A 24,104-nucleotide genomic window follows, 5' to 3' on the forward strand; every position below is an offset into this window, starting at 1 on the left:
GCAGAGGAGCGGAAGTGTCACTACCCCAAAGCTCGCGGCGCCGCATCGGGCCCGCAGTCACCATGACCCTCGCGATCCTCGGCTCGCTGGCGCTCCTCGCAACGTTCGTGTTCCAGGTCGTCACCGCGAGCCCGAGCACAACGGCCCAGGTCCCCGCCCGAGTGTTCTCGCTCATTGAGGGGGCGACGCTCAATACCGCCACCGACGAGACGAGTGGCGAGCTCCGCCCCGAGACGATCACCATCCTCGAGCGCACCGACGAGGGCGTCCTCGCCGTCGCCTTTCTCACCGATGAAGACGCCATCGGCGCGGGCATCTTCCCTGGCAAGGGCGCCAGCATCGGGCTTTCCATCCCCGGGAAGCAGGCGATCTGGGTGCAGGCAATGATTCCGGGCGACGAGTCGACGAGCGACTACACGCTCTCGGTCCGCCGAGTGGGGAATGGCGACACGTTCGATCACACCTTCACGGCGAAGTAGCCAGCGCTCATGGCTCCCACTCGCAGGCGCGTCGCCCCAGCCGTGGCCATGACCATGGCCGTCCTCGGGGCGGTGACGCTCAGCGGCGCCGCGACGATCCAGCTCCGCGCCGACGCCAACGCTCGCGCCGCTGACGCCGCACACGCCGCCGCGACCGAGCGCGTGCGTGAGCGCCTGCTCGCCACCCCCGGGCTCCTCGCCGGTGTGCTCGCGAACGACGTGCCCCGCATGGACTCATTCGAGGTGCTCGAGGTCACGCCTGAGGGCGTCGCAGCCTACGCGCTGATAACGAACGACGACGTGCTCGTCATCGGGCTCGCGTCGCCCTTCGGCGAGGTCGCCTCTTCCTCGAGCCCCGGGATGCAGCGCAACTCGATCTTCGCGCCACTCGACGCCGGAGACGGTTCGCGCGCCTACGACCTCACCGTCTGGCGCGCGGGCGCCGGCTACGGGCACGAGCTCATCGTGCAGTGACGCGACGGGCCGCGTACGATCGGACCATGGACCCCCTCGCGCCGTCGCCCGGACCCTTCGATTCCGCCGTCGCCCTCCGCGACGCCCTCCAACGGGGCGAGGTGAGTGCGGTCGAGACTGCCGAGTTCTACCTCGAGCGGATCGACAAGCGCGCGGACCTGGGCGCATTCATCTCGGTGACGGCCGATGAGGCACTCGTCGAGGCACGCGCGGCCGACGTCAGGTTGAGCGCCCATCGAGCGGCCGGCCTCGGCGCCGCGGGCACCAACGCGGCCGGTGACACGCTTCCGCCGCTCCTCGGGATGCCGATCGCGCACAAGGACATCGTCGATGTCGGCGGCACGAAGACCTCGTTCGGCACTGCCGCAATGCCACCCCAGCTCGCCGCCGCAGACCATCCTGTGGTCGCCGGGCTCCGCGCGGCGGGCACGATCTCGCTCGGCAAGACCCAGGTGCCCGAGTTCGGGCTGAACTGCTACTCCGAGAACCTCATCGCGCCGCCGGCACGCAATCCACACGACCCCGAGCGCACGCCGGGCGGCTCCAGCGGCGGCAGCGCTGCCGCGGTCGCCGCTGGGCTGCTGCCCGTCGCGCCAGGAACCGACGGCGGTGGATCGATCCGGATCCCGGCGCTCGCCTGCGGTCTCGTCGGACTGAAGCCCGGCCTCGGCGCTGTGCCGGGAGACGTCACGAAGGGGTACGAGGACGTCTTCGGCGCCCCGATCCTGACGGTTTCGGGCCCGCTCGCGCGCACCCCGCTCGACGCTGCGATCCTCATGGACGCGATGGCCGCCGAGCCGGCCCGCGGTAGCCACGAACTGGCGGTACTGCGCGCGTCCGAGGTCAGCGGGCTCACGGTCGCGGCGAGCACGTCCTCCCCCTTCGCATCCGCGCTTGAGATCGAAGTCTCGGGCGACGCGCTTCGTGCGTTCGAGGACGCCGCCGCCAGACTCGAGGCCGTCGGGCACTCGGTCGACCGGGCCGGCTTCGCCTACGATCCGGAGTACTTCGATTTCTTTACGGAGAGCTGGATCGCGAGCCTGTCGCTCATCGAACTCTCGCCCGACCAGGTGGAGCTGCTCGCACCCATTACGCGCGAGATGCGTGAGCGCGCGCTGTCCCGCTCGCTGCCGCAGCACAAGGAGAGCGCCGCCCGCCTTCGCGGTTTTGGGCGCGAAGCACGCGACCTCTGGGGCCAGACCGACATCGTGCTCACCCCCGGGCTCGCGATGGCGCCGCCCCGCATCGGCGAGTTCTCCTCCCTCCCGGGCTCCGAGGACTACGCGCGGCAGTGCCAGCTCACGCCGTTCACCTCGATGGTGAACGTGGCGGGACTGCCGGCAATCGCGGTTCCGATCACCGTCGACGGTGCCGGCCTTCCGGTCGGTGTGCAGCTCATCGGGAGGCAGGGCAGCGAGGCGCAGCTTCTCGCCCTCGCCGAGCAACTCATCGCGTTCTAAACGAGCGCGGCTCCAGCCTTAGGCGGCCGCGTCGTCGAGCGTCGCCCGCAGCATCTCAGTGACCTCGTGGATGTGGGCGCCCATCGTCGTGCCCGCCGCCTGCGCGTCACCCGCACGGATCGCCTCGAACACGGCCCGGTGCTGCGCAATGAGCGCCTCGTTTCCCTGAGCGCGTTCGACAACTCGAACCACCCACACGGCAAGCAGCGACTTAATGTTCAGCAGGATCGCGGAGAGCGCAGAATTCGCCGCCGCCCGCGCGATGGCGAGGTGAAACGCGTTGTCGGCGCTTGCAAACGCCTCCGGACTCTCGGCTCCCTCCATGCTGACCAGCAGCGCTTCGAGCTCAGCCAGGTCGGCCTCGCTCCGGCGTTCGGCGGCAAGGCTCGCGAGCGCAACCTCGGTGTAGTACCGCGCCTCGATGAGTTCGTCGGCCTCGCGGGTGCCGAGCAGCACGCCCCACGACACGACCTGCGGCAGGATGCTGTTTGGCGCGGTCGACAGGTAGGTGCCGTCTCCTGGCCGAATGTCGATAAAGCCGATGATGTCGAGGCACTTGAGCGCCTCGCGCAGCGGCGACCGCCCAACCCCGAGAAGCTCGACGAGCCGGCGTTCGGGCGGCAGCTTGTCGCCGGGCTTCATGCCCAGGCTCACAGTGCTCTGCACGACGTGCTGAACGATGTCGGCGACCGAGGTCCGGCGAGCATCACCTACCGCGGGAAAGACCGGATCAGACAGAGCAATCACCCTTCCTCATGCGTGACGCCCCGCACCGAGCCGCCACTTCGTTCTTGGAGCGATGATACAGGCCGCGCCCCACGGAGGCGCGGCCTGCATCATCCCGCCGGCGCAGCGGACCCCACCGCTGCACCGGCGCGGGAGCGGCTAGAACCAGCGGTGCCCGACGGTGTCCTTGCCGAGTTCGCCCGCCATCTGCTTGATCTGCCGGATCATGAGGCCGATGTCCGAGCCGAGCGAGACCATGCCGAAGCCCTGGTCGCGTCGCTGGATCGCCTCGTCGGTATGGCGGGCGACGATCCCCGAGCCGATGCCCTTCTCTTTCGCCCGGCGGAGAATGTCGAGGTTCATCTCGGTGACGCCGGGGCCCTCCCACTCCCCCACGGCGCCGCGGCTGGCCGACATGTCGCCGGGTCCGAGGAAGATTGCTTCGATGCCGTCGACGCCGAGGATCTCGTCGAGGTTGTCGTACGACTTCTGCGTCTCGATCATCGGAATGAACAGCAGTTCGTCGTTCGCAGACTTCACATAGTTCTCGAGGTCGAGGCCCCACTTCACGGACCGTTCGCCGCCGATGCCGCGACGGCCGATCGGCGGGTAGTAGAAGTGGTCGTAGGCGGCCTTCACCTCGTCTGCGCTGTCGACCAGGGGCAGCACGATGCCGTGTGCACCGACGTCGAGCGCCCGCTTGATCGGCTCAAGATCCTGCGACGGCGGGCGAACGAGCACGGTCATGTCAGTGCCGCGCGCAGCCTGCAGATGGCCCTGGATGTCCTTGAAGTTCAGGTATCCGTGCTCCATGTCGATGCAGATCCAGTCGATCCCGAGCATCCCGGCGACCTCGGTCACCGCGGATGCCTCAGAGGTCACCCAGAGACCAAATGCGGTCTCTCCTGCTGCGAGCTTTTGGCGGAGCTTCTCGTTCAACTCAGTACCTTTCGTTCTTCGGTCGCAGCGTTCGCGTCCGATGTGGTGGTGTCTTCCGCGTGGTCAGGGAAGTTCCAGTCGTCCTCGGCCTGCGGCGAGGTGCCGCGTTTCAGCTGCCACCTGGAGACCCAGGCGACGAGGAAGGGGACGAGGATCGCTGTGGTGATCACCGCGGCCGCGATCTGCGACGTCGCGATCGCCTGGATCGACTCGTAGCTTGGGTCGACGAGCGCGACGGCCGCTGGCGTGGCGATCGCGTTGCCGGCCGTCGTGGACTCGGCAGCGCCCGCGATGACGTTGCGCGCGCGCTTCGGGCGGCCGCGCAGCACGTGCACGAGGTACAGCAGCCCCATGCTTGCGGCGGCGACGATGGTGAGGGAGAACAGCCCGAGGAGGACGCCCTGGAGGCCCGACTGCGGCAGTGCCGCGAAGTCGATGCCGCGCCCGACGATGAAGCCGAGGAACGGAATGAGCAGCAGCTCGCCAGGCTTCAGGAAGTTGCGGGCGGTGGGGCTCACGTTGCCGACGATGAAGCCGATGACGAGCGGGAGCAGGATCCCGACGAGCATCTCCGCCGGGAACGATGCGAGGCCAGCGGCGCCGAGCGCGATGAGCGTGATGAACGGGCCGTCGTTGATCGACAGCACCGAGACGGCGCCCCGGTCGCTGAGGTTACCGAACTGCTTGGTGAGCGCGACGTACAGGGTCGAGTTCGAGTTCGTGATCGCCGCGATGAGCGCGAGTGGGGTGAGCCCCCAGAGGACGCCGCCGGGGACGAGGAACGCGACGCCGAGGCCGATCGCGATGCCGACGCCGACCTTGGCAGTGAGCACGACGACGCCCTTTTCAAGCGTCACCGCGCCCTGCCGGAAGTCGAGCTGCGCGCCCATGCAGAAGAAGAACAGCCCGAGCAGCGCTCCGACGCCGTCGCGGAAGAGCGCCGTCGTGAAGCTGCCGATGTCGAGGAGTTCCGGGAAGAACGTGTTGATAATGGCGCCGAGAAACAGCGGGTAGATCATCAGCGCGCCTGGCACGCTGCCGACGAGCCTCCCGAGCCGCTTCAGCGGCCCGACGGTTGTGGTTTCGGTCAAGACTCACTCCTTCGTGAGATGTGGGGAACGGCCTAGGCGGCCGCGGTGGATCGGGCCTCGCGGGCCCTGGCTTCGAGTTCGCGGCGCACCTCGACCGCGATGGTGTCGGCGGGCAGCTCGACGTCGTCCCAGCTCACCGGCTGGCCCTTCGCGACCGCGCGCACGACCTTCGCGCCGTGCGCGAGCCCCATCGGGAGGCAGCGCCCGTCGAGGGATCGCTCAGCGCTGGTGAGCGCCCCGCGCACGGTGTAGCCGCCCTCGCCGTCGAGCACGTCGCCCGGAGCGAGGTCGCGCTTGGCGACGCTGATCACGTCGCCAATGAACGCCTTGGGGGCGCCGGTCGCCTCACCGCGGAGCACGGCGGAGGCGATGCTCACCCCGAGCTCCATGCCGATCATGTGGTACGGCCGGTAGAGCGAGGCGTACTCGCCGCTCGCGTCGGTGATGACGCCGTACTCCGTGAAGCACGCCGCCGCGTACTCGGTCCGCGCCTTGAAGGTGACGTACACGCCCCAGCGCAGGTCGCGCTCGATCTCGCTGCCGTCGCGTTCGAGACTCGAGACGACCTCGACGGTGCCGGTTTGCCGCAGCACCCCGCCGCTCTCGGCGGGAATGAGCTGCTGCGAGAGGTCGTCGACGCTGACCGGCGGAAACAGCAGGCCGTCGGCGTCCGGGACCAGCCCCGTGGCGTTGGCGACGGCCGCCATCTCGATCGCGGATTTGGTGCCGTCGATGAACGAGTTGAACATCTGCGGGTTCATGCCGCCGGCCTGCGCCTGTGCCTCCGTGAGGCCGTAGTAGCCCCACACGGTCTCGGGCGTCGACTCCTCGTACTCGGGCAGGTACTTGGTGCCCTTGCCCGCAGCGACGACCTCGTAGCCGACGGTGCGGCACCAGTCGACCATCTCCGAGATGAGCGCGGGCTGGTCTCCGTAGGCCATCGAGTAGACGACGCCCGCTGCATCGGCCTTCTCCTTGAGGATCGGGCCGACCATGCAGTCCGCCTCGACGTTCACCATGATGATGTGCTTGCCGTGCTCGATGGCGGCAAGCGCGTGCTTCGTGCCGACGAGGGGATTGCCAGTCACTTCGAGGATGACCTCGACGTGCTCGCTCGACACGAGTTCGAGCGAGTCGGTGACGACGGCCGTGCGACCGCTCTCGCGCGCCTCGTCGAGGGAGATCCTGCCGTAGCGGTCCGCGGCCCAGCCTGTGCGTTCGAGCGAGGCCTCGGCACGGGCAGGGTCGAGCTCGGCCACGCCGACGACGTGGAATTCGGGCTGTCCGGCGGCCTGGGTGAGAAACATCGACGCGAACTTCCCGGCGCCGATCACGCCGACGCGGATCGGGCCAGCCGCTTCGCGGCGCTGCTGCATCAGATCGTAGAGGTTCATGCGGGGTCTCCTGCCTGGCCAGCAAGGCCGAAGTTGAAGGCGGTGAGCTCGTCGACCGGCGCGACCGGGAGCTCGCGGATGGGCGAGAACGAGGTTGGCGTCATGATCGTGTTGTCCCAGCGGACGATCATTGGCCGGACGACGTCGATGCACGCCTGCCACTCGGGATCTGCGGCGAGCGCCGCCCGCCGCGCCGCCCGGTCGTTCAGGTCGGTGAACGCCCAGAAGTGGCGGACCTGATTCTGCGTGCCAAACTCGGTCGTGAAGTAGCCGAGGAACCCTTCGAGGATGCGCTTCTGCGCCGGCAGGCCGAGACGCTCGTAGTTCGCAAGGAACTCTGCCATCGGTATGCCCGGGTTGATGTCGTAGGTGCGCATTTCGACGATCACGCACGCCTCCTTTTCGCTTCGTTGCGGATTCATATCCGGCAATATTCCGCGAGAGTTCACCCTCGACATCGGAAACATCAACCGGTCGATGTTTAGCATAGGGGTCGTGGCTGGCCCCGTCAACATGGACTCCAGACGAGCCCGGAACGCGGTCCGCGACACTCGGTAGAGTGTCGGCATGACCCCCACGCCGTTCGAGCTCGCCCCGCAGGCGTGGGGCCTGCTGCTCGTCGCGGCGTTGCTCGTCGGGATCTCAAAGACCGCGCTGCCAGGGATCAACACGATCTCCATCGCGATCTTCGCCGCCGTCCTCCCCGCGAAGGCATCGACCGGCGCGCTGCTCCTGCTCCTCATCGTCGGCGACGTGTTCGCGCTCGTGAGTTACCGCCGCGAGGCCGACTGGCGGTCCCTCCTCCGCCTCGTCCCGTTCGCGGCGCTCGGGCTTGGTCTCGGGGCGCTCTTCCTGGCGGTCACGAACGACGGCTCGGTGCGTCGGGTGATCGGTGCGATCCTGCTCCTACTCATTGGCGTGACGCTGTGGCAGCGATGGCGACCTCGCGCCGCCGCCACTCCACCCGCCAACGCCGCACGCGTCGCCGCACGCGCGGGGTTCGGCACGCTCGGCGGGTTTACGACGATGGTCGCGAACGCCGGCGGACCGGTCATGTCGCTGTATTTCCTGTCCGCAAAGCTCCCGGTCGCGACCTTCCTCGGCACCGCGGCCTGGTTCTTCGCGGCGATCAACCTCGCGAAGCTCCCGATCTCGATCGGGCTCGGCCTCATCACCCCCGCGACGCTCGAGCTCGACCTGCTCCTGGTTCCCGGGGTCGTCGCGGGTGCCGTCCTCGGGCGGTGGATCGCCGCGCGCATTCGTCAGCGCGCGTTCGAATGGGCGGTGATCGCCGGCACTTCCCTGGGCGCGCTATACCTGCTGCTGCGATAGCCCCGCCAGGGTCGGCGTTGCTGAAGTACCCCCTTGGGGTATAGCGTGAATGGCATGCACACGACCGAATTCACTGTCACCGGGATGACCTGCGGAAACTGCGAGAATCACGTACGCCAGGAAGTTGGCGAGGTGCCTGGCGTGCGCGTGCTCGAGGTCAGCGCGGCCTCCGGCCTGCTGCGCGTGGAGTCCGAGGCCCAGCTCGATGTCGCGGCCGTGATCGCGGCGGTCGACGAGGCCGGCTACGAGGCGACGACCGTCTAGCTCCGCGCCGCCCCGACCCGCGACACGACCAATGAAGCCAGGTAACATGCGAAGCATGGACGAGCCGAACTGCGACCCGGAGTTTAGCCCCGGCCATCCGGCGGCTCCCGCGGGCGGCGGGGAAAGCCACGCCGGCCACTCGCACGGACTTGAGGGCGCCGCGACCGCGACGGGCAAACATCGAAAGCGCCTGATCCTGGTGCTTGCGATCACACTGAGCGTGTTCCTGGTGCAGTTGATCGGCGCCTTCATCTCGAAGTCGCTCTCGCTCCTTGCCGACTCAGGCCACATGCTGACCGACGCGACGGGCGTCGCCATCGCCCTGCTTGCAAGCATCATTGCGACACTTCCGGCCAACTCGAAGCGCACCTACGGCTACCTTCGGGTGGAGGTGCTCGCTGCCCTCGCGAACGGTATCGTTCTCGGCGTCATCGCCGTCGTCATCTTCGTGCAGGCAATCTCGCGCTTCGGCTCCGAGGTCGAGGTGCAGTCGACGCCGATGCTCATCGCCGCCGTCATCGGCGCCGCAGCGAACCTCGTCTCCCTGCTCATTCTGCGCTCGGGGCAGAAAGAGAGCCTGAACGTTCGCGGCGCCTACCTCGAGGTGCTCGGCGACCTGCTCGGGTCGTTGGCGGTCATCGTCGCGGGCATCATCATCGCGTTCACCGGGTGGATGATGGTCGACCAGATCGCGTCGATCGCGATCGCCCTGCTCATCGCGCCGCGCGCCTACAGCCTGCTGCGCGACGTCGTCTCGGTGCTCCTCGAGGCCACGCCGAAGGACTTCGATGTCGACGCAGCTCGCACCCACATGCTCGCGGTACCCGGCGTCGTCGAGGTGCACGACGTGCACGCCTGGACGATCACGTCGGGCGTGCCGGCGTTCTCAGCCCACGTCACCATTTCCGACGATTCCTGGGGTGAGCGCGGCTACCACGCGGTGCTCGACGAGCTCAAAGCCTGCCTTGTCGAGCACTTCAACCTTGAGCACTCGACGCTCCAGCTCGAGCCCGAAAGCCACGACATCCCGAAGCTCCGAACGCACGACTAGGGCGCGATCGGAGCTACTGCCGAGCGGCGGCGGTGCTGACGACGCGGGCGTAGTGCATGTCGGTCTGCGCGAGCGCAGAGACGCGCGAGACGATCGGGAGGTTCTCCCACCCGCCAGTCCACGAGAGCTTGCCTGCGAGCTGCCACACCGTCAGCCCCGGCTCGTCAGACAGGCGCTCGGCTGCCTGCCGCGTGCGAGCCTCGTGGTGCTCGCGGATCTCGGCGCAGCGCGATCCGAGCGGCGCAAACCGAAAGCCGTGCCCTGGCAGCGCCTCCGCTTCCGCGTGCGGTGCGAGCTTCTCGAGCGACCCGTAGTACTCACCGAGCGGGTCGGCGGTGCGCTTCCCGCCGAGCGCGACGCCGGGGTTAATGAGCGGCAGCACGTGGTCACCGGTGAACACCGCGTTGGCGCCCTCGAGCGCGAGGCAAATGTGGCCGGTGGTGTGGCCTGGCGTGTGAATCACGGCGGCACGATAGTCCCCGAGATCAAGCACATCGCCGTCGGCAAGCTCGTCGTCGATGATCACTGTCGCGCCGAAGTCAGCGCGCGAGTTCGCGATGGCGAGGAGCTGATCTCGCCATTGCTCGGGGACGCCCCACTCGCCAAGCATGTCGCCAACGTCGTGCCCAGCCGAGAACTGGAGCCCCTCCCTGATCGCCGCGGCCTCGTCAGCGTGCATGCGCACCCGGGCACCCGACGCCTCACGAATCCGGTTCGCGAGGCCTGTGTGGTCGAAGTGCAGGTGCGTGAGCGTCACGGTCTCGACGTCGGCGACCGCTCGTCCGAGCGACGCGAGCGCCTCGCCGAATGCGGCCCAGTTCGCATCGGTGTCGAGCCCCGCGTCGACGACATGCACCGCGCGCGAGTCGCCGCCAGCGAGAATCGCGTAGCTGAACGCATACGGCGGCTGCATGCCGGGCATATCAAGGGCGATGGCGTGGATCCCTGGACGGACCTCCTCGACCACCGGGAGCGTCCCGGCGCCGAGTGCGCTCCGCTGACTATCGCTGGTTGTGCGAACGGGATCCACTGCCATACCTCCTGATACGTGCTGCGTTGTGCGCGAGCGTTGCTCGACAGGTTAGCGGTTGCTGACCTTGCCGAACAGGTTCGCGATTGGCGCGACAAGCAGTGGTCGCGTGAGGAACCAGGCGATCGCGATCAGCCCAAGCCCGGCCGTGAACATCCAGAACCCGAACCAGCCGGCGCCGTCGTTGCCGGCGTACATATGGTTGAGGTTTCGCAGCGCGCCCGTCGTGAGCACGAGGAACACGTGGACGATGACGAAGAACACGAAGAACAGCATCGTCGGGTAGTGCAGCGCCCGCGCAAGCGGGGCCGGGAACACCTTGTCGAGCTTCTCGTTGTTTTTCGGCCACCACTCGCTCATGCGCAGTCCGGTCAGCGCGGCCACCGGTGCCGCGATGAAGACGATGACGAAGTACATGAGCTGCTGCAGCGCGTTGTAGTTCACCCAGCCGTTTTCGACGGGCCAGTCGAGCGTGAGGTACTGGAGCATCGCCGAGGCCGCGTTCGGGAAGACTTCCCAGCTCGTGGGCACAATCCGCGCCCAGTGCCCGGTGACGAACAGCAGCACCACGAAGATGATGCCATTTGCAAGCCACAGCAGGTCGATGCTCGTGTGCAGCCACAGGTGGAGCGAGATCTTCTTCCCGCCCTTCTTTGGCGTGAAGAAGGCGTCGGGCTTCTGCTGGTGGCGCACCGTCAGGCCCGTGCGGACGATGAGCACCATGAAGAACAGGTTCAGGTAGTGCGTCCAGCGCGCCCAGGCGGGGAACCCCTCCTCGGGCTCGAACGCCGGGTGGTACTCGCCGGGGTAGCGCTCGAGGAACTCGGGCACGCCGGGAAGGGTGGTCACCCCGCGGGCGGCAAGCACGATGAGCCCGGCGAACGCGACAAGTCCGACGAGGGCGAGCGACCCGAGCTTCACCCACTGCGAGAGCGACCGCGAGCCGATCATCTTCGGCTCTCGCGCAGGCTTCGCCGGAGCCGCGGGCGATGTCGCTGCGGCGGGACGTGCCGGAGCCGCAGGCGTCGTGGCCGCCGCGGCGGCTGTCTGCGCGGGGGCGGGAGCCTGCGCGGCCGGTGTCGGTGCTGGAGCCTGTGGGGCAGATGCCGTGGGAGCCGGCGCTGCAGGAGCAGCGGGAGCGGCAGGGGCGGCAGGGGCGGCGGCAGGATCAGGATCAGGTGCTGCCGCCGGAACTGCGGCAGCGGGAGCCGCTGCGCGCTCGGGCGCGAGGCCCTCTGGCGGCCACGGATCGCCGCCTGCCACGCGTGGCAGCCCTCGGCGAAGCGGGGTCGTGCCGAACACCACTGGCGCAGCTGGGGCGGCCGGCGCCGAAGCCGGAGCGCCCGCAGACGCATCGGCGCTCGCGGGAGCAGCGGTGGCCGAAGCCGGAACGCCGGCAGCCTGGACCGCCGCAGCGGGCTGCGACGCCTCAGCAACACCCGACGTAGCAGCACCCGGCGCGGCAGCACTCGATGCCGCAGCACCCGGCGCCGCGGCGGAGGCTGCGGTGCCTGCGGGCGCGAGGCCCTCGGGCGGCCACGGGTCTCCCCCGGCGACGCGTGGGAGGCCACGCCGAAGCGGCACGGAGCTCAGCTCCGAGGCAGCCACAGCGGTGCCAGCGGGCGCAGCGGGCTGAGCTGGCTCAGCTACTGCGGCGACGTCAGCAACGTCGGGAGCCGTCGGTTCAGCAACCTGGGCGGCGGGTGCCTCCACGGGGGCATCTGCCGGCGCGGGCTGGGCCGCGACTGGCTCCGCCGGAGCGGCCGATGGCTCGGAGGCCACCGCCACTACCGGTGCGCCGGCCAGCGCCCCGGCTGGCGGCCAGGGCTCGCCGCCTGGGACGCGGGGCAACCCGCTCCGTATCGTCTGGGAGTAGCTTGCCATCGCTGCTACTGCCTAGCTTCGAGGGCTGCGAGCAGCTGCGGCACGACGGTGAACACGTCGCCGACGACACCGAAGTCGGCGACGTCGAAGATTGGCGCATCGCCGTCCTTGTTGATCGCGACAATGTTCTTCGCGGTCTGCATGCCCGCGCGGTGCTGGATCGCGCCGGAGATCCCGAGGGCGATGTACAGCTGCGGGGAGACCGAGACGCCGGTCTGGCCGACCTGGTACGAGCTCGGTACGAAGCCCGCGTCGACCGCGGCGCGCGAGGCACCCACCGCGGCGCCGAGGGCGTCTGCGAGCTGCTCGACGAGTTCGAACTGCTCCTTGGAGCCGAGTCCGCGGCCGCCGGAGACGACGCGGGCCGCGCCGCGGAGCTCGGGGCGCGAGGACACCTCGGTTACGGCCTCGAACGAGTCGATGCGGGCCGCGGGCGCGCCGGAGTCGGTGACGGTGAGCGGCTCGGCCTGGGCGGTCTGCGCCTCGGCCCGCGAGTCGACCGCGCCCTGCCGGATCGTGACGACCGGGGCACCGAACGTCGGCGCCGACGTGACGTTGTATGCGCCACCGTAGACGGAGTGCTGCGCGACGACGCCGAGATCGTCACGGGCGACGCCGATCGCGTCGACGGCGAGTGCAGACTTGGTGCGCGCGGCAAAACGGGCCGCGGTGTCGCGTCCGTTCACCGAGTTCGACACCAGCACCGCATCCGGTGCGACGCTGGCGACAGCGGCCTGGAGCGCGTCGACGGCGAATGTTCCGAGCGCTGCGGTATCCGTCGGTGTCGCGACGAGGACGCGCGTCGCTCCGAGCGCTGCCGCGTCGGCGGCGAGTGCTTCCGGCCCGAGCACGAGCGCGACGGGCGTACCTGCCTGCGAGGCAGCGCCGAGCAGGCCGGCGGCGGCGTCTTCAAGGGCGCCGGACGCCTGCGGTTCGAGGACGACAAGGATCGAGTCCTGTGCAAATTCAGCCATGATCTGTTCCCTCGTCCCTATACCAGTCGGTTCTCGATGAGGTAGTTGGCGAGCTGGGTGCCCGCGTCCCCCTCGTCAACAATCTTCACGCCCGCGGCGCGGGCAGGCTTCTCTGCGACCGCGGTCATAATCGACCGAGCCGCAGCCGGATCCTCAGCGTCGACGCCGAGGTCCGCGAGTGAGACGACCTCGAGCGGCTTCTTCTTCGCGGCCATGATGCCCTTGAAGTTCGCGAAGCGCGCCTCGGGCAGCGCCTCGGTGATCGAGATCACGGCGGGCAGATCGGCCGAAACCTTCTGCAGCCCGCCATCGACCGGGCGTACGCCAGAGACGCCGGCGGCCGAGATCGCTACCTCGCTGAGGCCGGTGAGGCCCGGCACCCGCAGGTGCTCGGCGAGCATTGCGGGGATCGCGCCGCCCGACCCATCGGTTGAGGCGTTGCCTGCGATCACGAGGTCGAAGCCGGCACGCGTGATCGCCTTCGCGAGCACCTCTGCGGTCAGGCCGAGATCGGCGCCGAGGAGCGCCTCGTCGACGACGTGCACAGCGGAGTGCGCACCCATGCCGAGCGCCTTTCGGATCGAACCGCTCGCGCTTTCGGGCGCAAGCGTGACCACGACAACCTCGGTGCCATCGTTCGCGTCGGCGAAGGAGAGCGCCGCCTCGAGCGCGCGCTCGCCGATCTCGTCGAGCACGGTGTCGGAGGCCGCACGGTCTGCAATTCCGGTCTCAAGGTTCAGTTTGCGATCCCCGTACGTATCGGGAACCTCCTTGACCAGCACGACAATCTTCATCGATTCTCCTTAACTCGGCCTCGCGGCCTGAGATCTCGTTCGGGCCGCTGTGCCGCCCAGCGCCCGGGTAGAGCGCGTGATTTCCTCGTAAACGCATCATACGTGAGGGAATGCCTCAAAGTGGAAATTGTTGCGCGACCCACCTGATTCCTCCCTCGCACAGCCGGTTGGGCTGTGGTGTTTGGCTAGGCCCGCTCTTCCGGGCGCTCCGCGGCGGCGAGCGCCTCCGCATCGGGCACATACCCGTCGATGTGGCGCTCGTCGACTCCGTTGTAGGCCGACAGCGGACGGATCAGCGCGTTCGACGCTGTCTGTTCCATCACGTGCGCGGTCCACCCGGTCACGCGCGAGGCGATGAACAGCGGCGTGAACGTGAGGGTGTCAAACCCGATGAGGTTGTACGCCGGTCCCGACGGGTAGTCGAGGTTCGGGTAGATACCCTTGCGCGACACGAACTCGCTCTCGAGCGCGTCGTACAGCGCCGCGACATCGGGCCTGTCGTAATGCTCGACGAGCGTGTCGAGCGCCGCCTTCATCGTCGGGACGCGCGAGTCGCCCCGCTTGTAGACCCGGTGGCCAAAGCCCATGATCTTCCGCTTCTCCGCGAGCGCCTCGTCCAGCCACGCCACGACCTTGTCGGCCTCACCGATCTCGTCGAAGATGTGCATCACGGCTTCGTTCGCGCCGCCGTGCAGAGGCCCCTTGAGAGCGCCGATTGCGCCAACGACGGCCGAGTAGAGGTCCGACAGCGTCGACGTGATCACCCGCGCCGTGAACGTGGAGGCGTTGAAGGAGTGCTCAGCGTAGAGCGTCATCGAGCGGTTGAATGCGTCGACGACGACCGCGTCGGCCTCCTCACCGAAGGTCATCCACAGGAAGTTCGCCGCGTAGTCGAGGTCGTCGCGCGGCTCCACGAGCTGCTCGCCGCGCCTGCGTCGCTGGCCGTAGGCGACGATCGCGGGCAACGCGGCGTACAGCCTGACGCTCCGGGCCAGGTTCTCCTCGGGGCTGCCTGCGGCGTCGAGCACCGATCCTGATCCCGACACATCGGAGGCGCCGATCACGCTGACCGCGGTTCGCACCTCGTCCATCGGATGCGCACTGAGCGGCAACAGGTCGATCGCGGCGCGCACGTTGTCGGCGAGCGCGCGATGGCGGCGCTCCTCCGCCCGCAGTTCGGCGAGCTGCTCATCGCTCGGCAGCTCACCGTTCCAGAGCAGGTACGCGACGGCCTCGAAGGGCTGCGTCGCCGCGAGCTCCTGCACCGGATATCCCCGGTACAGCAGGCTGTTGGTCTCAGGGTTGACCTTCGAGATCGCCGTCGTATCGGCGACGACCCCGGCAAGGCCCTTCTGAATCTGGACTGTCGAATGCTCCGTCACGGTAAGCTCCTTCGCTTGTGCTGCGGGCGGTGAGCGTCTTAGCGCTCGACCTCGAAATTGAACACGCTCGTATCGAACTGGTTGTATGCCTCGTAGTCCACGAGATCGTACAGGTCCGCCCTGTGCTGCATCTCGTCGAGCTTCGAGGTGAGCGTGCCGTGCTCATTGATCGTGTCGAGCGCACGGCCTGTCGCTCCCATGGAGATGCGCAGCATCGACACGGGCCAGATGACGATGTTCATGCCGACGTCTGCGAGCTGCTGCGTAGTGAACAGCTCGCTCTTGCCAAACTCCGTCATGTTCGCCAGCAGGGGCACGTCGACCGCCGAGCGGATCGCTTCGAACTCCTCGAGCGTGCGCATCGCCTCGGGGAAGATCGCATCGGCGCCCGCGTCGACGAGGGCCTTCGCCCGATCCTTCGCGAGGTCGAGTCCGTGCGGGCCGTCTGCGGTCGCCCGAATGTCCGTGCGCGCCATGATGAGGAAGTTCTCGTCGCGCCTGGCGTCGCGTGCCGCGCGGATGCGCTTCGTGGCGGTGGACTCGTCAACAACGGCCTTACCGTCGAGGTGTCCGCAGCGCTTCGGATTGATCTGATCCTCAATGTGTGCGCCCGCGATGCCCGCGTTCTCGAGCGTCTGGATCGTGCGCGCGACGTTCATCGGCTCGCCGAAGCCGGTGTCGGCGTCGATGATGGCCGGCAGCTCAGTCATGCGTGCGATCTGCTCGCCGCGCCCGGCAACCTCGGTCAGCGTGGTGAGGCCGATGTCGGGGAGTCCGAGATCCGCGGCCAGCACGGCCCCGGAAATGTAGACGCCCTCGAAGCCCTTCCGCTCGATGAGACGTGCGGAGAGCGGGTTGAAGGCGCCGGGGAAGCGCAGCAGCTCCCCCGACCGGAGCCGCTCCCGGAACAGCCGGCGCTTGTCGGCCGGAGTGGTCTTCGAGTACAGCATTAGAAGAGTCCCTTCGGGGAAGCGGCAAGGTCGATGACGCCGGCCTTCGCGACGATGTTCAGCTCGCGCACCTCGTCCGCCGAGAGCTCAGGGAGGCGCTGCACGAGCTCGAGGAAGCGCTCGATCTCCGCCGGCTCGAGCACGGGCTCGGCGAGCAGCCGGAACTTCGCGATGTAGTTGTCGCGGGCGAACGGCCGCGCGCCGAGCGGGTGCGCGTCTGCGACGGCGATCTCGTCGACAATCTTCGTGCCGTCGGCGAGTTCGATCTCCACGCGGCCACCGAAGGCCTTCTCGTCGGGATCCTCCGAGTGGTAACGGCGCGTCCACTCCGCGTCCTCGGCGGTCGAGATCTTGTGCCAGAGCTCGACCGTGTCAGCGCGGCCCGCACGCTCGGGGGTGTACGAGTCGACGTGGTGCCAGCCACCGTCCTGCAGCGCGACCGCGAAGATGTACGGGATCGAGTGGTCGAGTGTTTCACGTGAAGCATTGGGATCGTACTTCTGCGGGTCGTTCGCGCCCGAGCCGATCACGTAGTGCGTGTGATGGCTCGTGTGCAGCACGATGCTCTTCACGTTCGCCGGATCAACGAGCTCGGGGTGCTCGCCGTTCAGCTTGCGGGCGAGGTCGATCCAGGCCTGCGCCTGGTACTCCGCCGAGTGCTCCTTCGTGTAGCTGTCGAGGATCGCACGCTTCGCCTCACCCTTCGCGGGCAGCGGGACCTGGTACTTCGCGTCCGGGCCGTCGAGCATCCACGCGATGACGCCGTCCTCGCCCTCGTAGATCGGGCTCGGCGAGGTCTGTCCGCGCATCGCACGGTCGACGGCTTCGACCGCCATCTTGCCGGCGAACGCGGGAGCGTGTGCCTTCCAGGTCGAGATCTCGCCCTTGCGCGACTGGCGGGTAGCGGTCGTCGTGTGCAGCCCCTGGCCGACGGCCTGGTAGATCGTTTCGGTGTCGAGGTCGAGCAGCGTGCCAATACCGGCGGCGGCCGACGGCCCGATGTGCGCAACGTGGTCGATCTTGTGCTTGTGGAGGCAGATCGCACGCACGAGATCCATCTGGATCTCGTAGCCCGTGGCGATCGCACGCACGAGGGCGCGGCCGTCCTTCCCGACGTGCTGCGCGACCGCGAGGATCGGCGGGATGTTGTCACCGGGGTGCGAGTACTCTGCCGCGAGGAAGGTGTCGTGGTAGTCGAGCTCGCGAACGGCGACGCCGTTGGTCCAGGCCGCCCACTCGGGGCTCGTGCGCTCAGCGTCGAGGCCAAAGACGGAGGCTCCCTTGCCGCCCGTCGAGACGGGGTGCGACAGCGCCTGCGCGCGGGACGCGACGATCGGGCCGCGGGTGAGCGACGCTGCCGCAACCGAGGCGTTATCGATGATGCGGTTAATGATCATGTCGACGACGTCAGCGTCGACCTCAACCGGGTCAACCGCAACCTCGGCGATCTTCCACGCGAGCTGCTCCTCGCGCGGAAGCGTCTCTTCGCTCTTGTACACGCGAACGTTGTGAATAACAGTCATGGTGTTGTCCCTTCTGACGGTGATGCTGTGCTGTGGTGGTCGACGCCGGCACCGGTGGTGCCGAGCGACGCAAGAATTGCGGCGAGCGCGTTGTGCAGGTGCACGTGCGTGGCGTGGGCCGCGAGCTCGCCGTCGCCAGCCGCGATCGCCCGGGCAATGAGTGTGTGCTCGGCGACCGAGGCGTGCAGCCGCGCGCGGTTGTCACGGGCGAGCCGGCGAGCGCGGGCGAGGTGCGTCCGGATCGTGCGGAGCGCACTCGTGAAGTACTGGTTGTCGACGGCCTCGTCGAGCGCGGCATCGAAGCGGGCGATCAGCTCGTAGTAGGAGTCAGCCGCCACTTCCCCGCTCTCAGGGTGGGCCGCCGCAAACGCATCGGCGAGCTCGCCAAAGACGGCAGGATCACCCTTCGCGGCAGCCAGCCTCGCGGTGTTCTCCTCGAGCGCGCGCCTGACCTCGAACAGCGCCCGGATGTCATCGGCTTCAAAGTCGGAGACGACGGTGACGCGCGGCGAGAGCTGGGCTGCGAGCCCGTTCGAGATAAGCCTGCCGATTGCCTCGCGGGCCGGCGTGCGGCTCACGCCGAGGCGGGCCGCCTGCTCAACCTCGCCGAGGACGGTCCCGGGAGCGAGCGCCCCGCGCTGGATCTCCTCAAGGAGGGTCGCATACGCCCGATCGCTAGCTCGCACGACTCACCTCCGGTCTCGACGCTTCAGTGCCGCCACCAGCTAGCGTATACACTCACGCGAGAAAATGCGAGCCTCATTCACCTTTGATTCCAAGAATGCATACATTCTTGCGGTTCTCGTCATTGATTGGCAACCACCCGCGCAGCAACTTTCTCTACGGATTGACGTAGTTCAGGCGCCCGAACTACGTCAATCCGTAGAGAAAGTGGCGGGGAATGGGGTATTCGACCGGGTTAGCCGACCAGGCCGTTGTCCTTCAGCCAGCCGGCAGCAATCTTCGCGGCCGGCGCCTGGTCCTGTGCGGACTGTGCCCCAAGCTGCTGCAGGTCCTCTGCGGTCAGCTTCGCGGAGACCTTGTCGATGATGGCCGCAGCGTCCGCGTCCACCTTGTCGGAGACCACTGGCACCACGTGCGATGCGAGGAACAGCCCCTCCGGGTCGGCGAGCACCACGAGGTCGCCGTCAGCGAAGACAGGGTCCGCCGAGTAGAGATCGACGATCTGCACCTGGCCGTCGCGCAACGCCTTCACGGTGAGCGGCCCGCCCGAGTCCTCAATGGGGGTGAACGACACGTCAACGCCGTAGACGTCCTTGAGCCCTGTCGGACCGTAGGGGCGCTTCTCGAGTTCCGAGTTTCCGCCCAGGGTGAGGTTCTCTACGCCGGCGAGGTCGCCGATCTCAGCGAGGTCATGCTGCTTCGCAAACTCACTCGTCACGACATACGAATCCTGGTCGGAGGCTTCCGACTGGGCGAGCACCCGCAGCCCCTCCGGCAGCGCAGCCTCGAGGGCGCTGTACACGTCGTCGGCCGAGGTCGCGGTCGCGTCGGAGTCGAGATACTGCAAGAGGTTGCCCGTGTATTCGGGGAACACGTCGATGGATCCTGCCTCGATCTCGGGCATGTAGACCTCGCGCTGGCCGATTCGCAGCTGGCGATCTACGGTGAACCCGCCGTCTTCGAGCGCTTGCGCGTAGAGTTCAGCGACGATCTCGTTCGAGTAGTAGTCCTGCGAGCCGACGACGAGCGTCTGGTTCGCGCCGCCGTCGCCGCCGGAGCCCCCGGCCCCCTCCCCCTCGTCAAGGGGATCCGCTGCCGCGCACGCGGAGAGCAGCGTCACCCCCGCGAGTGCGAGCGCGGCGAGCGCTCCGATCCGTCGTGGTGTGCGTGATGGTGTGTGCATCTTCGTCTCCCAATCAGGTTGTTTCGGTTGCGGTGGTGAAGTTCGTGGCGGGTTGGCCTGCCCGGTGCTGCGCGAGCGGACCGGCCGCATCGGTGCCAGCGGGCGAGCTCCCCGCCGCACGTTCCAGGGCGGTCCCTCGCGCGGAGAGACGGGCGGCTGCGGCGCGCTGCACCGTCGCGAGCAAGATCTCGAGGATGAGCGCGAGCGCGATGACGAGGATCGCGGCGCCGAGCATCTGCCCGTAGTCGCGGGTCTTCAGTCCGGTGAAGAGGTACCTGCCAAGGCCGACGTCAGCCGTGTACGCGGCGAGGGTCGCCGTCGCGACGACCTGCAGCACCGCCGCGCGCACTCCGCCAATAATGACCGGGAGCGCGAGCGGCACCTCGACCTGCCAGATCACCTGCGCGGGGCGCATCCCGATCGCGCGTGCGGCCCCCGATGTCTCACGGGGAACCGCTTGCACGCCAGAGTAGGCTCCCGCAAGCAGCGACGGGATCGCGAGTACAACGAGCGCAACGAGCGGTGCCGAGAGCCCGATCCCAAACCAGAGCGCGCACACCGTGAGCACGCCGAGCGTCGGCAGCGCCCTCGCGGCCCCTGTGACCGCGCCGATCGCACCGACGCCGCGTCGTGTGTGGCCGATGAGCACCCCGGCTGGAAGCGCGACGAGGGCCGCGATACCGACGGCGAATACGGACACCCAGAGGTGCTCGCCGATGCGGGCCGGGATGCCGCTGGCGCCCACCCAGTTCGCACCGTCGGCGAGCCAGGCGAACGCGTCCGCGAAGAGGTTCATGCCGCCGCCTTCCGCCAGGGCGTGAGCACGCGACCGAGCAGCAGGAGCAGCCCGTCAAGGACGAGCGCGAGCACGATCGTCGCGATGATGCCCGTCAGCACCTCGCCGAAGATTCCGCGCTGGAACCCGTCGGTCAGCAGCGTCCCCAGACTGGAGACGCCGATGAGCGCTCCGACGGTAACGAGGCTGATCGTTGACACCGCGACCACCCTGACTCCAGCGAGGATGACGGGAAGTGCGAGCGGCAGGTCGACGCGCCAGAACACCGAGCTGCGCGAAAACCCGATCGCGAGCGAGGCGTCCCGCACGGTCGTGTCGACCGAGGCGAAGCCGTCAGCGGCGCTGCGCACGAGCAGTGCGATGCCGTAGAGCGTGAGGGCGATGATCATGTTGGCGTCCGAGCGCAGCGGGACGCCGGCGACGGCAGGGATGATGATGAGCAGGGGCAGCGCCGGGATCGCGTAGAGCAGCGTGGCCGCGCTCGAGAGCGCCCCGCCGAGCCGGCCGTACCGGAATGCGAGCCGCCCGATCGGAATCGCGATGAGCGTCGCGAGGAGGATCGCCGGGAGGCTCAGCTGCAGATGGGCCCAGGCGAGATCAATCACCTGCGACCAGTTCTGCGCGAGCCATTTCACGGCTCGATCACTCCGAGTGGCCTGCCCGCGGTGTCAAACACGATCCGCTTGCCGTCAACCTCGCGCGTCGTGAGCTTTCGGGCTTCGGGTTCGCCCTCGGGGGTGTCGGTCCCGATGAAGTTGCGCACGAAATCGTCTGCGGGGTTCGCAAGGATGTCGGCGGGCGTGCCGCACTGGGCGATTTCGCCGCCGGTTCGGAGCACCACGACCTCGTCGCCGAGCCTGAACGCCTCGTCGATGTCGTGGGTGACGAACAGGATTGTCTTGCCGAGTTCGCGCTGCAGTCTGCCGAGCTCCGCCTGCAACTCGCGCCGCACGATCGGGTCGACAGCGCCAAACGGCTCGTCCATCAGCAGAATGTTCGGGTCGGGCACGAGCGCTCTCGCGACGCCGACGCGCTGTTGCTGTCCGCCCGAGAGCTGGGCGGGGAAGCGCTTCCCGAGGTCAGCGCTCAGGCCGACGCGCTCGAGCATCTCACTCGCGAGCGCTCGGGCTCGCGCCTTCGGGGTGCCGTTCAGGATCGCGACGGTCGCAACGTTGTCGAGGACCGAGCGGTGCGGAAGCAGCCCACCCTGCTGGAGGACGTACCCGATGGAGCGGCGCAGCTTGACGGGGTCGGTTGTCGAGATGTCCTGGTCGTCGATCCACACGGTGCCGCTCGTCGGTTCGACCATGCGATTGACCATGCGCAGCAGCGTGGTCTTGCCGCTGCCCGAGGAGCCGACGAACACTGTCGTATGACGCGACGGAATGGTGAGCGAGAACTCCCCGACCGCCCGCGTGCCGTCGGGGTAGGTCTTCGTGACAGCGTCGAATCGAATCATCCGCTACCACCCCCAAGGTCAGTCGGGTGCTGGTGCACCCCGGTTGGAACTGTGCCCAAACCTAGCACCCGCCCCCGACAAACCGAGCTGAAACTTGGGGAAACGCTACTTCGGGCCCATGCGCAGCGCGCCGTCCATGCGGATGGTTTCGCCGTTCAAGTAGTCGTGCTCGGCGATCATCGTGACCAGCTGAGCGAACTCGTCGGGCCGGGCGAGTCGCGCCGGGAAGGGCACCGAGGCCGAGAGTGAGGCGTTCACCTCGGGTCCGAGCGCCTCGAGCAGCGGGGTCGCCACGATGCCGGGGGCGATCGTATTCACCCGGATGCCGTTGCGCGCCAGATCACGCGCGGCGGTGATGCCCATGCCGACGACGCCACCCTTCGACGCCGCATACGCGATCTGGCCGATCTGTCCCTCGTATGCGGCGACCGACGCCGTGTTCACGATGAGCCCGCGCTGGCCGGCCTCGTCGACAGGCTCCTGCTCCGCCATGATCTCGGCGGCGAGGCGCAGCACGTTGAACGTACCGACAAGGTTGATGTTCAGGGTGCGCTGGAACGTCTCGAGGTCGTGCACGCCCTTGCCCGAGAGCACGCGCTTCGCGGGCGCGATTCCCGCGCAGTTCACGACGAGCCGGATCGGCGGCTCGCCAGCGTTCAGCTTCAGCGCAGCCTGCACCTCGTCCTCGCTCGTCACGTCGGCGGCGACGAATCGGATGCCGGAGCCCGGCTCCCCCGCCTTCTCGATCGAGGCCGCAAGGTCAAGGCCGACAACGTTCACGCCTCGGCTCGCGAGCAGCGCGGCAGTCGCGGCGCCGAGCCCCGACGCTGCGCCGGTTACGACGGCTGTTGTTCCTTCAAGCTGCATCCTGCGTTCCTTTCGTGGTGGGGCCGGGCAGGGAGATGCTCCGGCTACCAGGCCATCGTTGCATATCTCCTGCCCCGCCCACAGCACGAATCCGCCAGCGTGCGACCACGCCTGCGGGCTAGAAGACGAGCACGGGCTTGATCGTCACGCCTGACTCCGAATCCTCGAACGCCGTATTGATATCGGCGAACTCGTAGCGCTTCACGAGCTTGTCGAACGGGAACAACCCGCGCTCGTACAGCGCGATCAGCCGCGGGATAAACTCCCGCGGTACCGAATCACCCTCGACGACCATCGACACCGTGATGCCGCTCGTAAGGAGCGAGCCAATGTCGAACGGAGCCTCCGTGCCAAGCTTCGCTGCCCCAACGAGCGCTCCATGGCCCCGGATCGCGAGCGACTTCGTCATTTGCGCGAACACCGGCGGCACACCCGTCGTGTCGAGCGCGTACTGCACGCCCTGCCCGCCGGTGATTTCCCGAATGCGCTCGACGGGGTCAACCTCCCGCGAGTTGACGGTGTGCGTCGCCCCCAGCTCCAGCGCGAAGTCGAGCCGCTCGGGCACGATATCGACCATGATGATCGTCGTCGCGCCCGCGGCGACGGCTGCGAGCATTCCGGCGAGCCCAACGGCCCCCGTGCCGAAGATGGCGATCGATTCTCCGGCGGCCGGGCGGAGCACGTTGAGCACGGCACCGGAGCCCGTCATGATGCCGCAGCCGAGGGGCCCGAGCAGCTCGAGCGGCGCGTCCCCCGCCACCTTGACGGCATTGCGCGCACTCACGTTCGTGAAGGTGGCGAACGACGACTGCCCGAAGAAGTTCGACGAGATCCGCTCGCCGTCCGACGTCAGCGAGCTCGAGCCGTCGGTGCGGCTGCCGCCGAAGTTCAGCGCATAGAAATCGACGCAGTACTGCGGGTGGCCCGTGATGCACTGCTCGCATACCCCGCACGATGCGGGGGCGAGCACCACGCTGTCACCGACCGCCAGGTCGGTGACAGCTGCACCCACCGCAGTAACGATGCCTGAGCCCTCGTGTCCGAGCACGGCCGGCAGCGGCACCGGGTACCACTGGTCGCGCACGATCGCGTCGGTGTGGCACACGCCACTAGCGACGAGCCGCACCGTCACCTCGTCAGCGCGCGGTTCGTCGAGCTCGAGCTCGCGAATGTCGAGCGGGGTGCTCGGCGCCGTTGCGACTGCTGCCTGAATCTTCACAACATCCTGCTTCCTCCGCCGGATCGCGGCGGCATCAACGCTCACAGCCGCACCCCGACGCCGTCAGCCGGGGAAGACTTCGAGCAGATCTGTCCCACCAGCTTACGCCGCAGATATCAGGTCCCCGTGAAAGCTCGATGTTCCCTCAG

At 68.1% G+C, this 24,104-nt stretch carries 25 protein-coding genes; 6 read left to right on the forward strand and 19 right to left on the reverse strand.

The genetic code is table 11. The annotated features are described in order from the left end of the window. Positions 1-14 precede the first annotated feature (14 nt). Genes BJ960_RS15775 through BJ960_RS15785 form a run of 3 tightly spaced genes read left to right on the forward strand, consistent with a single transcriptional unit; the run spans position 15 to position 2,413 of the window. Positions 15-479, forward strand: a complete 465-nt coding sequence (locus tag BJ960_RS15775) for a hypothetical protein (protein WP_147429798.1) — start codon at positions 15-17, stop codon at positions 477-479. Between the two features lie 9 nt (positions 480-488). Then, the gene (locus tag BJ960_RS15780) at positions 489-953 is read left to right on the forward strand and encodes a hypothetical protein (protein WP_185987987.1); all 465 of its coding nucleotides are present in this window, start codon (positions 489-491) and stop codon (positions 951-953) included. Positions 954-979: 26 nt separating this feature from the next. Beyond that, positions 980-2,413 (forward strand): amidase, encoded by a 1,434-nt coding sequence (locus BJ960_RS15785; protein ID WP_185987988.1) that lies wholly within the window; start codon positions 980-982, stop codon positions 2,411-2,413. Between the two features lie 18 nt (positions 2,414-2,431). On the opposite strand, the gene BJ960_RS15790 is transcribed toward BJ960_RS15785, so the two are convergent. From BJ960_RS15790 to BJ960_RS15810, 5 genes are all read right to left on the reverse strand, one after another. Then, on the reverse strand, positions 2,432-3,160 hold the full coding sequence (locus BJ960_RS15790; RefSeq protein ID WP_121074935.1) for a FadR/GntR family transcriptional regulator: 729 nt from the start codon (positions 3,158-3,160) through the stop codon (positions 2,432-2,434). 138 nt (positions 3,161-3,298) lie between these two features. Beyond that, positions 3,299-4,078, reverse strand: a complete 780-nt coding sequence (locus BJ960_RS15795; protein WP_183075290.1) for an HpcH/HpaI aldolase family protein — start codon at positions 4,076-4,078, stop codon at positions 3,299-3,301. Continuing rightward, on the reverse strand, positions 4,075-5,169 hold the full coding sequence (locus tag BJ960_RS15800) for a 2-keto-3-deoxygluconate permease (RefSeq protein WP_185987989.1): 1,095 nt from the start codon (positions 5,167-5,169) through the stop codon (positions 4,075-4,077). Before BJ960_RS15800 ends, BJ960_RS15795 begins: the two co-directional genes overlap by 4 nt. Positions 5,170-5,201: 32 nt before the next feature. Beyond that, a complete protein-coding gene (locus BJ960_RS15805) occupies positions 5,202-6,563 on the reverse strand; it encodes an NAD(P)H-dependent oxidoreductase (protein ID WP_185987990.1) in 1,362 nt (453 codons plus the stop codon). After that, positions 6,560-6,952 (reverse strand): NIPSNAP family protein, encoded by a 393-nt coding sequence (locus tag BJ960_RS15810; protein WP_185987991.1) that lies wholly within the window; start codon positions 6,950-6,952, stop codon positions 6,560-6,562. The genes BJ960_RS15805 and BJ960_RS15810 overlap by 4 nt, the downstream gene beginning before the upstream one ends. Before the next feature lie 178 nt (positions 6,953-7,130). Between BJ960_RS15810 and BJ960_RS15815 the strand changes: the two genes are divergently transcribed. From BJ960_RS15815 to BJ960_RS15825, 3 genes are read left to right on the forward strand one after another with little or no spacing between them, the layout of a single operon-like run. Beyond that, positions 7,131-7,895, forward strand: a complete 765-nt coding sequence (locus BJ960_RS15815) for a sulfite exporter TauE/SafE family protein (protein WP_185987992.1) — start codon at positions 7,131-7,133, stop codon at positions 7,893-7,895. A gap of 54 nt (positions 7,896-7,949) precedes the next feature. Then, a complete protein-coding gene (locus tag BJ960_RS15820) occupies positions 7,950-8,159 on the forward strand; it encodes a heavy-metal-associated domain-containing protein (protein WP_185987993.1) in 210 nt (69 codons plus the stop codon). Between the two features lie 55 nt (positions 8,160-8,214). Beyond that, on the forward strand, positions 8,215-9,210 hold the full coding sequence (locus tag BJ960_RS15825; RefSeq protein ID WP_237463781.1) for a cation diffusion facilitator family transporter: 996 nt from the start codon (positions 8,215-8,217) through the stop codon (positions 9,208-9,210). Positions 9,211-9,223: 13 nt separating this feature from the next. On the opposite strand, the gene BJ960_RS15830 is transcribed toward BJ960_RS15825, so the two are convergent. The 14 genes from BJ960_RS15830 to BJ960_RS17300 all read right to left on the reverse strand — a co-directional run bounded on the left by BJ960_RS15830 (position 9,224) and on the right by BJ960_RS17300 (position 23,955). Further along, complete coding sequence (locus BJ960_RS15830; RefSeq protein ID WP_185987995.1) at positions 9,224-10,240, reverse strand: MBL fold metallo-hydrolase; 1,017 nt, start codon at positions 10,238-10,240, stop codon at positions 9,224-9,226. 51 nt (positions 10,241-10,291) lie between these two features. Then, a complete protein-coding gene (locus BJ960_RS15835; protein ID WP_185987996.1) occupies positions 10,292-12,124 on the reverse strand; it encodes a cytochrome b/b6 domain-containing protein in 1,833 nt (610 codons plus the stop codon). A gap of 5 nt (positions 12,125-12,129) precedes the next feature. Beyond that, a complete protein-coding gene (locus BJ960_RS15840) occupies positions 12,130-13,098 on the reverse strand; it encodes an electron transfer flavoprotein subunit alpha/FixB family protein (RefSeq protein ID WP_185987997.1) in 969 nt (322 codons plus the stop codon). Between the two features lie 17 nt (positions 13,099-13,115). Next, positions 13,116-13,892 carry an electron transfer flavoprotein subunit beta/FixA family protein gene (locus tag BJ960_RS15845; protein ID WP_185987998.1) on the reverse strand — a complete coding sequence of 259 codons (777 nt, stop codon included), beginning with the start codon at positions 13,890-13,892 and terminating at the stop codon, positions 13,116-13,118. A gap of 185 nt (positions 13,893-14,077) precedes the next feature. Next, positions 14,078-15,274, reverse strand: coding sequence for a bifunctional 2-methylcitrate synthase/citrate synthase (locus tag BJ960_RS15850; RefSeq protein ID WP_185987999.1), 1,197 nt, complete (start codon positions 15,272-15,274; stop codon positions 14,078-14,080). Positions 15,275-15,312: 38 nt separating this feature from the next. Next, on the reverse strand, positions 15,313-16,224 hold the full coding sequence (gene prpB / locus BJ960_RS15855) for a methylisocitrate lyase (protein WP_185988000.1): 912 nt from the start codon (positions 16,222-16,224) through the stop codon (positions 15,313-15,315). Then, complete coding sequence (locus BJ960_RS15860; RefSeq protein WP_185988001.1) at positions 16,224-17,747, reverse strand: MmgE/PrpD family protein; 1,524 nt, start codon at positions 17,745-17,747, stop codon at positions 16,224-16,226. The genes prpB and BJ960_RS15860 overlap by 1 nt, the downstream gene beginning before the upstream one ends. Then, the gene (locus tag BJ960_RS15865; protein WP_121074892.1) at positions 17,744-18,433 is read right to left on the reverse strand and encodes a GntR family transcriptional regulator; all 690 of its coding nucleotides are present in this window, start codon (positions 18,431-18,433) and stop codon (positions 17,744-17,746) included. Before BJ960_RS15865 ends, BJ960_RS15860 begins: the two co-directional genes overlap by 4 nt. Positions 18,434-18,666: 233 nt before the next feature. Next, positions 18,667-19,614 carry an ABC transporter substrate-binding protein gene (locus BJ960_RS15870; RefSeq protein WP_185988002.1) on the reverse strand — a complete coding sequence of 316 codons (948 nt, stop codon included), beginning with the start codon at positions 19,612-19,614 and terminating at the stop codon, positions 18,667-18,669. Positions 19,615-19,627: 13 nt separating this feature from the next. Next, positions 19,628-20,410 (reverse strand): ABC transporter permease, encoded by a 783-nt coding sequence (locus BJ960_RS15875; RefSeq protein ID WP_185988003.1) that lies wholly within the window; start codon positions 20,408-20,410, stop codon positions 19,628-19,630. Continuing rightward, the gene (locus BJ960_RS15880; RefSeq protein ID WP_185988004.1) at positions 20,407-21,045 is read right to left on the reverse strand and encodes an ABC transporter permease; all 639 of its coding nucleotides are present in this window, start codon (positions 21,043-21,045) and stop codon (positions 20,407-20,409) included. Before BJ960_RS15880 ends, BJ960_RS15875 begins: the two co-directional genes overlap by 4 nt. Further along, on the reverse strand, positions 21,042-21,869 hold the full coding sequence (locus BJ960_RS15885; protein WP_185988005.1) for an ABC transporter ATP-binding protein: 828 nt from the start codon (positions 21,867-21,869) through the stop codon (positions 21,042-21,044). Before BJ960_RS15885 ends, BJ960_RS15880 begins: the two co-directional genes overlap by 4 nt. 105 nt (positions 21,870-21,974) lie before the next feature. Next, positions 21,975-22,736 carry an SDR family NAD(P)-dependent oxidoreductase gene (locus BJ960_RS15890; protein ID WP_121074877.1) on the reverse strand — a complete coding sequence of 254 codons (762 nt, stop codon included), beginning with the start codon at positions 22,734-22,736 and terminating at the stop codon, positions 21,975-21,977. Positions 22,737-22,854: 118 nt separating this feature from the next. Further along, positions 22,855-23,955, reverse strand: a complete 1,101-nt coding sequence (locus BJ960_RS17300; protein WP_185988006.1) for a zinc-binding dehydrogenase — start codon at positions 23,953-23,955, stop codon at positions 22,855-22,857. Between the last annotated feature and the right edge of the window lie 149 nt (positions 23,956-24,104).

The sequence above is a fragment of the Leucobacter aridicollis genome (assembly GCF_013409595.1).
GTDB classification, from domain to species: domain Bacteria; phylum Actinomycetota; class Actinomycetes; order Actinomycetales; family Microbacteriaceae; genus Leucobacter; species Leucobacter aridicollis.

Bases quoted from the DNA above. Each gene is read 5' to 3' on its own strand.
- BJ960_RS15780 (WP_185987987.1), top strand. From the start codon at position 489: ATGGCTCCCACTCGCAGGCGCGTCGCCCCAGCCGTGGCCATGACCATG.
- BJ960_RS15785 (WP_185987988.1), top strand. From the start codon at position 980: ATGGACCCCCTCGCGCCGTCGCCCGGACCCTTCGATTCCGCCGTCGCC.
- BJ960_RS15805 (WP_185987990.1), bottom strand. From the start codon at position 6,563: ATGAACCTCTACGATCTGATGCAGCAGCGCCGCGAAGCGGCTGGCCCG.
- BJ960_RS15815 (WP_185987992.1), top strand. From the start codon at position 7,131: ATGACCCCCACGCCGTTCGAGCTCGCCCCGCAGGCGTGGGGCCTGCTG.
- BJ960_RS15820 (WP_185987993.1), top strand. From the start codon at position 7,950: ATGCACACGACCGAATTCACTGTCACCGGGATGACCTGCGGAAACTGC.
- BJ960_RS15825 (WP_237463781.1), top strand. From the start codon at position 8,215: ATGGACGAGCCGAACTGCGACCCGGAGTTTAGCCCCGGCCATCCGGCG.
- BJ960_RS15835 (WP_185987996.1), bottom strand. From the start codon at position 12,124: ATGGCAAGCTACTCCCAGACGATACGGAGCGGGTTGCCCCGCGTCCCA.
- BJ960_RS15840 (WP_185987997.1), bottom strand. From the start codon at position 13,098: ATGGCTGAATTTGCACAGGACTCGATCCTTGTCGTCCTCGAACCGCAG.
- BJ960_RS15845 (WP_185987998.1), bottom strand. From the start codon at position 13,892: ATGAAGATTGTCGTGCTGGTCAAGGAGGTTCCCGATACGTACGGGGAT.
- prpB (WP_185988000.1), bottom strand. From the start codon at position 16,224: ATGCTGTACTCGAAGACCACTCCGGCCGACAAGCGCCGGCTGTTCCGG.
- BJ960_RS15860 (WP_185988001.1), bottom strand. From the start codon at position 17,747: ATGACTGTTATTCACAACGTTCGCGTGTACAAGAGCGAAGAGACGCTT.
- BJ960_RS15870 (WP_185988002.1), bottom strand. From the start codon at position 19,614: ATGCACACACCATCACGCACACCACGACGGATCGGAGCGCTCGCCGCG.
- BJ960_RS15875 (WP_185988003.1), bottom strand. From the start codon at position 20,410: ATGAACCTCTTCGCGGACGCGTTCGCCTGGCTCGCCGACGGTGCGAAC.
- BJ960_RS15885 (WP_185988005.1), bottom strand. From the start codon at position 21,869: ATGATTCGATTCGACGCTGTCACGAAGACCTACCCCGACGGCACGCGG.
- BJ960_RS15890 (WP_121074877.1), bottom strand. From the start codon at position 22,736: ATGCAGCTTGAAGGAACAACAGCCGTCGTAACCGGCGCAGCGTCGGGG.